This window comes from Candidatus Andeanibacterium sp., from assembly GCF_057143545.1.
Genome location: NZ_DBNHSF010000062.1, coordinates 1 through 10,262, shown reverse-complemented (window position 1 = coordinate 10,262; position 10,262 = coordinate 1). Strand labels below are relative to the sequence as shown.

The 10,262-nt window shown below is 65.5% G+C and carries 13 protein-coding genes; 8 read left to right on the top strand and 5 right to left on the bottom strand.

The features are described 5' to 3' along the window. From AC16XC_RS04245 to AC16XC_RS04235, 3 genes are all read left to right on the top strand, one after another. A partial coding sequence (locus AC16XC_RS04245) for an aminotransferase class V-fold PLP-dependent enzyme (protein ID WP_484033398.1) occupies positions 1-677 on the top strand: 677 nt, incomplete at its 5' end. Beyond that, a complete protein-coding gene (locus AC16XC_RS04240; protein WP_484033397.1) occupies positions 674-1,153 on the top strand; it encodes an SUF system Fe-S cluster assembly protein in 480 nt (159 codons plus the stop codon). The genes AC16XC_RS04245 and AC16XC_RS04240, both read left to right, overlap by 4 nt. Continuing rightward, positions 1,153-1,509, top strand: coding sequence for a HesB/IscA family protein (locus AC16XC_RS04235; protein ID WP_484033396.1), 357 nt, complete (start codon positions 1,153-1,155; stop codon positions 1,507-1,509). The genes AC16XC_RS04240 and AC16XC_RS04235 overlap by 1 nt, the downstream gene beginning before the upstream one ends. Positions 1,510-1,515: 6 nt before the next feature. On the opposite strand, the gene AC16XC_RS04230 is transcribed toward AC16XC_RS04235, so the two are convergent. The 4 genes from AC16XC_RS04230 to AC16XC_RS04215 all read right to left on the bottom strand — a co-directional run bounded on the left by AC16XC_RS04230 (position 1,516) and on the right by AC16XC_RS04215 (position 4,615). Then, the gene (locus AC16XC_RS04230; RefSeq protein ID WP_484033395.1) at positions 1,516-2,466 is read right to left on the bottom strand and encodes a hypothetical protein; all 951 of its coding nucleotides are present in this window, start codon (positions 2,464-2,466) and stop codon (positions 1,516-1,518) included. A gap of 75 nt (positions 2,467-2,541) precedes the next feature. Continuing rightward, positions 2,542-3,387 carry a hypothetical protein gene (locus AC16XC_RS04225; RefSeq protein ID WP_484033394.1) on the bottom strand — a complete coding sequence of 282 codons (846 nt, stop codon included), beginning with the start codon at positions 3,385-3,387 and terminating at the stop codon, positions 2,542-2,544. A gap of 114 nt (positions 3,388-3,501) precedes the next feature. Beyond that, positions 3,502-3,765 carry a hypothetical protein gene (locus AC16XC_RS04220; protein ID WP_484033393.1) on the bottom strand — a complete coding sequence of 88 codons (264 nt, stop codon included), beginning with the start codon at positions 3,763-3,765 and terminating at the stop codon, positions 3,502-3,504. A gap of 139 nt (positions 3,766-3,904) precedes the next feature. Continuing rightward, complete coding sequence (locus tag AC16XC_RS04215) at positions 3,905-4,615, bottom strand: EI24 domain-containing protein (RefSeq protein ID WP_484033392.1); 711 nt, start codon at positions 4,613-4,615, stop codon at positions 3,905-3,907. A 92-nt stretch (positions 4,616-4,707) separates the two neighbouring features. On the opposite strand from AC16XC_RS04215, the gene AC16XC_RS04210 reads away from it, so the two are divergent. Further along, positions 4,708-5,703 carry an adenosine kinase gene (locus tag AC16XC_RS04210; RefSeq protein WP_484033391.1) on the top strand — a complete coding sequence of 332 codons (996 nt, stop codon included), beginning with the start codon at positions 4,708-4,710 and terminating at the stop codon, positions 5,701-5,703. Here AC16XC_RS04210 and purD read toward each other — a convergent pair whose 3' ends face one another. Beyond that, complete coding sequence (gene purD / locus AC16XC_RS04205) at positions 5,704-6,996, bottom strand: phosphoribosylamine--glycine ligase (protein ID WP_484033390.1); 1,293 nt, start codon at positions 6,994-6,996, stop codon at positions 5,704-5,706. Here purD and xseA point away from each other — a divergent pair. The 4 genes from xseA to AC16XC_RS04185 all read left to right on the top strand — a co-directional run. Beyond that, positions 6,995-8,392 carry an exodeoxyribonuclease VII large subunit gene (gene xseA, locus AC16XC_RS04200; protein ID WP_484033389.1) on the top strand — a complete coding sequence of 466 codons (1,398 nt, stop codon included), beginning with the start codon at positions 6,995-6,997 and terminating at the stop codon, positions 8,390-8,392. The genes purD and xseA overlap by 2 nt on opposite strands. Positions 8,393-8,419: 27 nt before the next feature. Beyond that, on the top strand, positions 8,420-8,623 hold the full coding sequence (locus AC16XC_RS04195) for a DUF2093 domain-containing protein (RefSeq protein ID WP_484033388.1): 204 nt from the start codon (positions 8,420-8,422) through the stop codon (positions 8,621-8,623). Between the two features lie 2 nt (positions 8,624-8,625). Continuing rightward, on the top strand, positions 8,626-9,498 hold the full coding sequence (locus AC16XC_RS04190) for a M23 family metallopeptidase (protein ID WP_484033387.1): 873 nt from the start codon (positions 8,626-8,628) through the stop codon (positions 9,496-9,498). Positions 9,499-9,511: 13 nt separating this feature from the next. Next, on the top strand, positions 9,512-10,262 hold a 751-nt coding region (locus AC16XC_RS04185), incomplete at its 3' end, for an esterase-like activity of phytase family protein (RefSeq protein ID WP_484033386.1).

Sequence of the window (10,262 nt, the reverse complement as noted above, 5' to 3'; positions counted from 1 at the left end):
TCGATGTGCAGCGCGCGGCCGAACTCGCCCATGCGGTCGGCGCGCTGCTGCTGGTCGATGGCTGCCAGGCGGTCCCGCGGCTCAAGGTCGATGTTGCAGCGCTCGGTTGCGATTTCTACGCCTTCAGTGCGCACAAGCTCTATGGCCCGACCGGGATTGGCGCGCTGTGGGCGCGCGAGGAAATCCTCAGGGCAATGCCGCCCTACCAGGGCGGCGGGGCGATGATCGACCGGGTGACGTTCGACAAGACCACCTACGCGCCCGCGCCGCAGCGGTTCGAAGCCGGGACGCCCGCGATCACCGAAGCGATCGGGTTCGGTGCGGCGGTCGATTACGTCACGCGGATCGGGATCGACGCAATCGAGCGGCATGAGCGCGATCTCGTTGCCCGGTTGCGCGATGATTTGCGCGGGATGAACGACATCACCATCTTCGGCCCGGAGGATTCGCTCGGGATCGTCAGCTTCGCCATCGACGGCATCCACCCGCACGATCTCGGCACGATCCTCGACGAAGCGAATGTCGCGATTCGCGCGGGCCATCATTGCGCCCAGCCGCTGATGGACCATCTCGGAATTGCCGCGACCGCGCGCGCCAGTTTCGGCATCTACAGCGACGAGGGCGATATCGATGCGCTGCTCGCCGGGATCGAGCGAACCAAGAGGATTTTTGGATGAACAAGGAGTCGAACAAGGGCTTCGCTGTCGAAGAAGTAGATGCGGTGTCGCCGCCGCCGCGGGCACGCGTCGGCCTGTCCGAAAGCGCTCCCGAAAAGCTCGAGCGCAAGCGCGACTATCTCGAAGGGTTCCTCGCGCAGAAGCCCGAAGTCGCGCATGCGGGCGAACCGGGCGGCGACCTCTACGAAGCCGTGATCGCCGCGCTCAAGGACATCTACGATCCCGAAATCCCGGTGAATATCTATGATCTGGGGCTGATCTACGGGGTCGATGTCGGCGAGGACGGCGATGCCGTCGTCACCATGACGCTGACCACGCCGCATTGCCCGGTCGCCGAAAGCATGCCGGCCGAAGTCGAAATCCGCGTTTCCTCGGTGCCGGGGATTCGCGACGCCGAAGTCAATCTCGTGTGGGACCCGCCATGGGACCCGGCCAAGATGAGCGACGAGGCCCGGCTCGAACTGGGAATGTTGTAATGGACGCTACAACCACACGCAAACTGCCGGCCGCGGTCATCTTGACGCCCGCCGCCGAGGCGCGCATTGCCGGGCTGATGGCCAAGGCGCCCGAAGGTGCGATCGGAGTCAAACTCTCGACCCCGCGCCGCGGTTGTTCGGGGCTCGCCTATTCGGTCGATTACGTCAGCGAAGAAGTACCGTTCGACGAGAAGATCGAGACCCCGGGTGGGACCTTCTATATCGACGGGGCCAGCGTGCTCTATCTCGTCGGCTCGACGATGGACTGGCAGGAAGACGATTTCACCGCCGGCTTCACGTTCGAGAACCCCAACGCCAAGGGCGCATGCGGCTGTGGCGAAAGCTTCATGGTCTGAGCCGGATCAGGCCTCGGGCAATTCCGAAGCGAGATATTCGAGCAGCGCGCGGTCGAACTCGTCGACCTCGCCATTTGCGTCGATCTGGCTGTCGAGCCAGTTCCGCTCGTCGTCCGTGACGATCTGACCCGATCCCATCCTGCCATAGGCGGTCTGCTGGGCCGGCTTCTGTCCGAAGACCTTGCCGAAATGGTTGGCGAGTTTGGGCGCCTCGCGCACCATCTCGCCGAAGAACCGCCCGACATCCGCTTTGTTGTCGGCGATGAAGGCCTGGAGTTCGAGCATCCGCTGCTGGCTGAGTTGGGCATTGGGCAGGGTGAAGCCCAACAGGTAATTGCCGACGCCCTTGACGAACAGGTCCTTCCACTTGGCGGAATTCGCCTGGCCGAGGGTCCGGTCCTTGAGGCGGAACAGCAGTTCCGCATCGAACCGACTCACTGCCGCCGGGCCATGCCCGCCGCAGGCAAACACGATCCGGCGAAGGATTTCCACTTCGGCATCGCTGATATGGGTGTCCGAGAGTTCGCCGCCATCGCGGGTCGGGCCGGTCCCGCTCAGCACGGCGCGTTCAACCTGGCGCAGCGCGTAATGCTTGAGCATGTCGGGGACGTTCTCGGCCCGCTCGATCACCCGAACCAGCAATTCCAGCTCGGCCATGCTCTCGAGCTTGCCGTCATGGTCTAGTTCGTCGACCAGCCAGGCGGCGTCTTCCTCGTCGACATAGCCGCGCGGATCGGTCCCGTTGATCACGAATTCGCCCAGCGCCTCGACGAAGAAATCGACCCATTCGGGCGACTTTTCCTTGAGGTCGCGGTTGAGCAGGAACAGCGCTTCGGCTTCCTCGCGATAGATCGAGCCGTCGCCCCAGCCGAGCTGGCGAAGTGCCGAGAGTTCTTCGTCGGCAATGGTACCGTCAGCCGCCACTTCGGCGACGAGCTTGCTGAATTGGATGCTCATTCCTCTGAGGCCCCCTGTCTGGTCGGCCCCTTATGCTGGGACAGGCTTAATTCCGGGTTACTCCGGAAGTTTTGTCTAGACCGCCAGAAATTCGAGCAGCGCGCGTTCGAGCGGATCGATATCGTTCGCGGTTTTCAGGTACTCGCGCACGCTGCCACCGGCCTGGGCCTCGAACATCCGCTGGAGGAAGCCGCCGAGATTGGCTCCGTCCGACTGGAGGAACTCCGCCAGCTCGGCTTCCTGCTTGGAAGTCAGAGGCTCGTTGCCGCCGAAGCTCTGGAGATAGGCGCCGACGCCCTGCACGAACAGCGCAGGCCAGTCCTTTGAATTCTCGCCGTCCTTGGTCGCTTCCTTGATCCGGTAGAGCGCTTCGGCTTCGATCCGGCCGACCTTGCGCGGGATATTGCGCTCCGAACGGTAGATCATACGCCGCAGGAACTGCAGTTCCTTGTCGGAAATGCAGCCGATCGGGATTTCCTTGCCGATGAGCTTGCCGGCGCGGGTCGGGCCGATGCCTTGGGTAACGGCTTTCTCGATGATGCCGAGCGCGTGTTCCTTGAAGGAATCCGCTACCGGGTCGGCGCGCTGGAGAATGCGGGCCATCAGTTCGAGTTCTTCCATCCCTGCCGCCGTCCCGTCGACGCTGATGCGCGACCACAGCCAGCGGGTTCCGGCCTCGTCGACGCTGCCCCGCGGCTCGCGGCTGTTCACCACATGCTCAAACAGCGCCTCGACAAAGAAATCGCTCCATTCCTGCGAGGAGCCGCGCAGATCGTCGTTTGCCAGCAGGAGGGTATCGGCTTCCACGCGGCCGACATGGCCGTCCTGCCAGGTCGCCTGGCGCAGTTCGCGGATGTCTTCCGAGCTGAGTCCGCTCGACGGGCTCGCCCGACGCGGCATTTCGACGGTTTGCATGTTCATTTTCGTTGGCGCCCCAAAACTTGCACGGCACGCTTATCCCGCGAAATCCTTAAAGTGCCGTTACCCACTTTGTGCCGCGGATTGGCGCGGTTAGCGCGCTGCCGCCAAATGGGCTTAGCGCTGCCTTAATGTCTCGATGCAGGCCGCCCGGTCGACATCCCGGCCGTCGCTGGCGCGGCGCGCGTCGACATGGGTCGCGCGTTGCTCGCCGCCGCCAGCGGGCGGGTAGAGGTAGATGTCGAGCACGCATGCCGGACCGGCGAACTGCAATTTGCGAACATCGCCTTCGGCAAGGTCGATCCTGGGCTGGCCGAATTGCTGGAGCAGGGCTGAAGCGCTGGCGCCGATCACGCCTTCGAGGCCCGGCGCCCGCAGCACTTGCGCTTGGGGAACCGACTGGGGGGTCGAGGTGGGCCGGGTCGGCGGGGTGTAACCGCTTGGCAAGGAAGGCGAAGGGCGCGGGATCGCGCTGCCGCAGCCCGTCAGGCTCGCGCACAGGCACAGTATGGCAATCGCCTTACGCATCATCGGCAGCCGGGCGGTTGCGGTGAAGCAGATGCGTTGCCGCCGCCGCACCGAGCATCGGCGCGAGGAAATTGGCGAAGGGAACCAACAGCAGCCCGGCGATCGCGGCGCCCAGCAGGAAGCGCTCGATCCGCCCGATCGGCGCCTGCTGGCCCTGTGCATGGGCGTGCCGGAGCCACACCGCATCCTGCAGTTCCCGGCCGACCAGCAGCGCATTGACCAGCCAGAACAGGATCGCGGTGCCGATTCCGGTGACCAACAGGACGAGGGCCAGAGGGAGGACCACCAGGTTTATCCCCAATGCGCGAAGCGTCGCCCTCAGGCTGGTGGAAAGGTCTTCGCCCACCCCCAGCCTGCGTGCCTGCAGGGCGGCCTGTGGATAATGGCGCTGCTCGACCGCTTCGACCACTTCACCGGCATAATATCCTATCACCCCCATCGCGATGAGCCGCCACAACAGCCACCCGCCAAGCAGCGTGAGGACCAGCGAGGCTGCTTCGCGAAGCCCCTCAGCGCCCCGGAACAAGCCGTCGGTCAATCCCGCGGTTGCGAGCGCGCCGTCGAGCAAGGTCCAACCGAGCCAGCCGAGGATTACAAACAGCAGCAGCGAGATGGCCAGCGTCTTGGCCAGGATGCGCAGCACCCTGGGATCGCCGAATTGGGCGAAGGAAAGAGCGAGCGCGGAGCCAACCGTCACCATCATGGGTTGCGATTGCGCGCGGCAGGCGGCAAGTCAACGCCGCACGCGCCGCAATACGCGCCTAATCAATGCCAATTCAAGACAAAGGAACCCTGGTGAGCGAACCCCGTTACGATGTGATCGCGATCGGAAATGCGATCGTCGACGTGATGTCCCCCTGTGATGATGATTTGATCGAGGAACTCGGCCTGGTGCGCGGCGGAATGACGCTGGTCGATGCCGGAAGGGCCAACGAGCTTTACGGCGCGATGGGCCCGGCCCGCGAGATCTCGGGCGGCTCGGCTGCCAACACGCTTGCGGGCCTGTCGGAGCTCGGCGCACAATGCGCCTTTATCGGGCAGGTCGCGGAAGACCAGCTGGGCGAGGTTTTCACCCATGATATCCGCGCGGCCGGGATCGATTTCGACACGCCGCCGCGTGCCGGGGACCCGCCGACCGCGCGGTGCCTGATCTTCGTCACTCCCGATGGCCAGCGGACCATGAACACCTATCTTGGCGCGTCGCAATTCCTGCCGCCCGAAGCGCTCGATACCGATGCCGTCGCCGCCGCCCGGGTGCTCTATCTCGAAGGCTATCTGTGGGATCCGGAGGAGCCGCGCGAGGCGATGCGCAAGGCGATCGAAACTGCCAAGAGCGCCGGACGCGAAGTTGCCTTCACCCTGTCGGACGCGTTCGTGATCGACCGCCATGGCGACGATTTCCGCGCGCTGATCGAGGACGGGCTGATCGACATCCTGTTCGCCAATCAAGTCGAACTCGCGGCGCTGACCGGCGAGGACGATTTCGAGGCGGGGTTGGCTGCGCTCGCACCCAATCTCCCGGTACTGGTGGTGACCCGCAGCGAGAAAGGCGCCGTTGGCATGACCCGCGACAGGCGGGTCGATATCGCGGCCGAACCGATCGACCATGTCGTCGACACGACTGGCGCAGGCGATCTCTTCGCCGCCGGGTTCCTCTTCGGCCATGTCCGCGGCAAGGACCTCGAAACGAGCCTCACCATGGGCGCGATCGCCGCCTGCGAGATCATCTCGCATTTCGGCGCGCGGCCCGAGACGGATTTGCAGGAGCTGGTGGCGAAACGCCTCGGCTGATCAGCCGCGCTTTTCCCGCGCAACTTCGCGCCAGCCGATATCGCGGCGGCAGAAGCCGGACGGGAAATCGATCTTGTCGACCGCTTCATAGGCTTTGGCCTGGGCCTCGGTGACATTCGCGCCCAACGCGGTGACACTGAGCACGCGCCCTCCCGCCGCGATGAGATTGCCAGCCGCATCGATGGCAGTCCCGGCGTGGAAAACCTTCGCTCCGCCGGCCTCAGCGTCGTCAAGTGCGATCAAACCACCCTTCTCGGGCGTTCCCGGATAGCCCTTGGCCGCCATCACCACCGTCAGCGCGGTGTCGCGCGAAAGCTTCGGCGGCGGCAGGGCGGCGAGGCTGCTCTCGGCGCAGGCCAGCAGCAATTCGCCGAGGTCGCTTTCGAGCCGCATCATCAGCACCTGGCATTCGGGGTCGCCGAAGCGGCAATTATATTCGATCAACTGGGGGCCGGTCTCGGTCAGCATCAGCCCGGCATAGAGCACTCCGGAATAGGGCATGCCTTCCTCGGCCATGGTCCTGACAGTCGGCGCGATGATCCGCTCGATCACTGCGCCGCGGGTCAGCGGATCGAGCACCGGTGCCGGGCTGTAGGCGCCCATCCCGCCGGTATTGGGGCCGGTATCGCCATCGCCTACCCGCTTGTGGTCCTGCGCCGTGCCGATCGGGACGATGGTCGCGCCATCGGTCAGTGCGAAGAAACTGGCTTCCTCGCCTTCGAGGAACTCCTCGATCACCACTTCCGCCCCGGCTTCTCCGAACGCCCCGCCGAACATCTCGGCCAGCGCGGTTTCCGCCTCGGCCGGGGTCTCGGCGATGACCACGCCCTTGCCCGCCGCCAGCCCGTCGGCCTTGAGCACATAGGGCGGCCTGAAGCCCGAAAGTGCCGCTTTCGCCTGTTCGAACGAAGTCGTGCGGACATAGAGGCCGGTGGGAATCCCCGCGCGCTCGCACAGATCCTTGGTGAAGCCCTTGCTGCCTTCGAGCTGGGCGGCCGCCTTCGACGGGCCGAAGGTCGCGATCCCTTCGCCGCGCAGGCTGTCCGCCAGGCCGTCGACCAGCGGCGCTTCGGGGCCGATCACCACCAGGCCGATGCGCTTGTCGTTGCAGAAGCCGATCACCGCCCGGTGGTCGGTTATATCGAGCTCGGCCAGCTGCGCATGCTCCGCAATCCCGGGGTTGCCCGGCGCGGCATGAAGGATATCATCCTCGCCCGCGAGCAGGCGGGATTGCGCCAGCTTCCACGCCAGCGCATGTTCGCGCCCGCCCGCTCCCAGCAAGAGGATATTCATGCCCGGCCAATCTCCTGACGATGATGCAGCACAGACCGGGCTGGTAGCGAAGGCATTCGCGGGGGACAACGCCGAGCCCCTGTCCATCACCGAGATTTCGGCGCTGCTCAAGCGCACGGTCGAGGATGCGTTCGGTTTCGTCAGGCTGCGCGGGGAATTGTCGGGGGTCAAGCGCGCAGCCTCGGGCCATTACTATCTCCGGCTCAAGGACGAGAACGCCCAGATCGACGGGGTCATGTGGCGCGGGACGGCCGGGCGGCTCGCCTTCGTGCCCGAAGACGGGATCGAGGTGATCGCCACTGGCAAGCTCACCATCTATCCCGGGCGCTCGTCCTACCAGATCGTGATCGAGAGCATGGAGATCGCCGGCGAAGGTGCGCTGCTGGCCCTGTTCGAAAAGACCAAGGCGCGGCTCGCCGCCGAAGGCCTGTTCTCCCCCGAACGCAAGCGAACCCTGCCGTTCCTGCCCGGGGTGATCGGAGTGGTCACTTCGCCCACCGGGGCGGTGATCCGCGACATCCTCCATCGCCTCGCCGACCGGTTTCCGTCGCATGTGCTGGTGTGGCCGGTCCTGGTCCAGGGGCAGGGCGCGTCCGAGCAGGTTGCAAATGCGGTGCGGGGCTTTTCCGGCATGGATGCAAATGGCCCGGTTCCGCGCCCCGACCTCGTCATTGTCGCGCGCGGCGGCGGCTCGATCGAAGACCTGTGGAGCTTCAACGAGGAAGTCGTGGTCCGTGCGATTGCCGAATGTTCGATTCCGGTGATCTCGGCGGTCGGGCATGAAACCGACACCACCCTGGCCGACTATGCCGCCGATCGCCGCGCCCCGACTCCGACCGCCGCCGCCGAAATGGCGGTCCCGGTGCGCGCGGAACTGGCCGCGACGCTCGCTGAGATGGGGCTCAGGAAAAGGCGCGCGATCCTCCGCCCGGTCACGCTCGGGCGCGAACGGCTCGAAGCGCGGGTGGCGCGCCTGCCCCGGCCCGACGCCATGCTTGCAGGGGCCGCGCAGAAGCTCGACGATCTGGGCGAGCGGCTGCGCCGCGGCCTTGGCAACCGCGCGAGGCAGGCCGACAATGCGCTGGAGCTGGCGAGCGTCCGGCTGACCCCGAAACTGGTCACCCAGCCGATCGCGGCGCGGCGCGAACGGCTTGCGGCGCTCGAACGGCTGCGGCTCTCGCTCGACCCGAAGGCGCCGTTAAGGCGCGGTTATGTCATGGTCAGCAATAAGTCGGGCAAAGTTGTGAAATCGGCGGCAGAGGCAGTCAATCAGGCTTCGCTCACCCTCGCATTCGAGGACGGCAAGCTCGATGTTGCCCCGCTTGGCGGCGTGAAGCGTGCGGCACCGAAAGGCAAGCCTGGCGGCGGAAAGGGCGAACAGGCGGAATTGTTCTGAGCCGCAAGCATTGGTAGAGACGGACAAATGTTGATGTCATCCGGCGGCCAGCCCGCCACCCTCATTTACGGCCATAACGGCTTTCGCGTGGTCAGGCCCGGCAAATTCGTCGTTTGCGCGGTGACCGGCGATGTCGTTTCGCTCGAGGAACTGCGCTATTGGTGCGTCGAACGGCAGGAAGCCTATGCCAGCTGCGAGATTGCGACAAGGCGCCTGACAGGCGAGGCGTGAGCATGGCGCGGAGCGCTGCGATCGGCGCGCTGGCTATCCTGGCGGCTTGCAGCGCGGCGGCGAACGATCTGGAAGCGGTAGCCGAGAGCATGGATGCCGACCTCGTGATCGAGCCGACCGCTCTCCATTTCGACGGCGAGATTACGCAGGGTGGCTGGATTCGCGGCTTCCTGCCCGATGGCACGGTCTCCGCCCTGCTCGATGGCGAGAAGGTCGATTTCGCCGATGACCGGGCCTTCTTCGCGGCGTTCGATCGCGATGCCGGGGGCAGTGCGACGCTGGTGGTCAGGCTCGCCGACGGGACCGAGATTCGCCGCGAGATCGCCGTCTCGCCGCGCGCCTGGGAGATCGAGCACGTTAATGTCGCGCGCAGCCCGGGCGAGGCAAGCGAAGCCTTCATGGAACGTCGGCGACCCGAACTTGAGCGGATCGCTGCCGCGCGCGAAGTAAAGTCCGATATCGAAGGCTGGCGGCAGGATTTCGTCTGGCCGGTCGAGGGGCGGATTTCCGGCCGTTTCGGTTCGCAACGAATCTATCGCGGCGAGCCGGGCAGCTATCATTCGGGGCTCGATATCGCGACCGGCGAAAGCGGGACGCCGTTCGTCGCCCCGGCCGACGGGGTGGTCGTGCTGGCCGCGGACAGTCCGTTCTCGCTCGAAGGCAATCTGCTGGTGATCGACCATGGCAACGGTCTCAACAGCGCCTTCCTCCATTGTTCGAAACTCGCGGTGAAGGAAGGCGATGTCGTGCGGCAAGGCCAGTATATCGGCAATATCGGTTCCAGCGGACGCGCCACCGGACCGCATCTCCACTGGAGCATGAAGTGGAATTCAGCGCGGGTCGATCCGTTGCTCTTCGTCGGTCCGATGGACTGATCGCACGGCGGATATGCGCCGTATCCTCTCGATCCTGCTGGTTGCCGCGGGGCTTTCGCCCGGCCTCTATTGGCGCGAAGCGCAATCGGGGCCGGAACCCGCAATCGCGGTCGGTTTCGAGCGCATTGCCCCGTATGTGAGCAGGTCCGAAGCGCTCGGCCGGGCCGACACGCCGCGGCTTGTCGGCAGCTGGGCATTGACCAGTCCGATTCGCGATTTCGGCTCCTACTCGGCATTGCTGGCATTGGAGGACGGGGTCTTGCTGGCCCTCAGCGACCGCGGCCGCTTCCTGCGCTTCGATCCGCGGAGGCGCGAAGGCCGTGACGTCGCCATCGGGCCGGTGTTCTCCGAACCCGAAGACGCCAAGCATATGCGGGATATCGAAGCGGCCACACGCGATGCCGCCTCAGGTCGCATCTGGGCCGCGCTCGAGGGCCGCAACGCGCTGATCCGGATGGATGAGGATTTTTCGCAACTGGAATGGATCGAACCGCGGGAGATGCGAGACTGGAGCGTCAATGGCGGGCCCGAAGCGATGGTCCGTCTCGGCGACGGTCGCTTTATCGTCCTCGCGGAATCCGGCGGTGGGGCGCTACTCTATCCTGGCGACCCGTTCGAGGCCGGACCGCCCGCTCGCTTCCATTTCCGCGCGCCCTCTGGCTTTGCGCCGACCGACATGGCCGAACTGCCCGACGGGAAAGTGCTGGTCCTGCTGCGGGGGATCAGGCTCGGCCTGCCGCCGGGATTTGTCGCGCGACTGGTGA

Excerpts from the sequence above, each read along its gene's own strand:
- AC16XC_RS04240 (WP_484033397.1), top strand. The coding sequence starts at position 674 with ATGAACAAGGAGTCGAACAAGGGCTTCGCTGTCGAAGAAGTAGATGCG.
- AC16XC_RS04235 (WP_484033396.1), top strand. The coding sequence starts at position 1,153 with ATGGACGCTACAACCACACGCAAACTGCCGGCCGCGGTCATCTTGACG.
- AC16XC_RS04230 (WP_484033395.1), bottom strand. The coding sequence starts at position 2,466 with ATGAGCATCCAATTCAGCAAGCTCGTCGCCGAAGTGGCGGCTGACGGT.
- AC16XC_RS04225 (WP_484033394.1), bottom strand. The coding sequence starts at position 3,387 with ATGAACATGCAAACCGTCGAAATGCCGCGTCGGGCGAGCCCGTCGAGC.
- AC16XC_RS04215 (WP_484033392.1), bottom strand. The coding sequence starts at position 4,615 with ATGATGGTGACGGTTGGCTCCGCGCTCGCTCTTTCCTTCGCCCAATTC.
- xseA (WP_484033389.1), top strand. The coding sequence starts at position 6,995 with ATGCCCGGCCAATCTCCTGACGATGATGCAGCACAGACCGGGCTGGTA.
- purD (WP_484033390.1), bottom strand. The coding sequence starts at position 6,996 with ATGAATATCCTCTTGCTGGGAGCGGGCGGGCGCGAACATGCGCTGGCG.
- AC16XC_RS04195 (WP_484033388.1), top strand. The coding sequence starts at position 8,420 with ATGTTGATGTCATCCGGCGGCCAGCCCGCCACCCTCATTTACGGCCAT.
- AC16XC_RS04190 (WP_484033387.1), top strand. The coding sequence starts at position 8,626 with ATGGCGCGGAGCGCTGCGATCGGCGCGCTGGCTATCCTGGCGGCTTGC.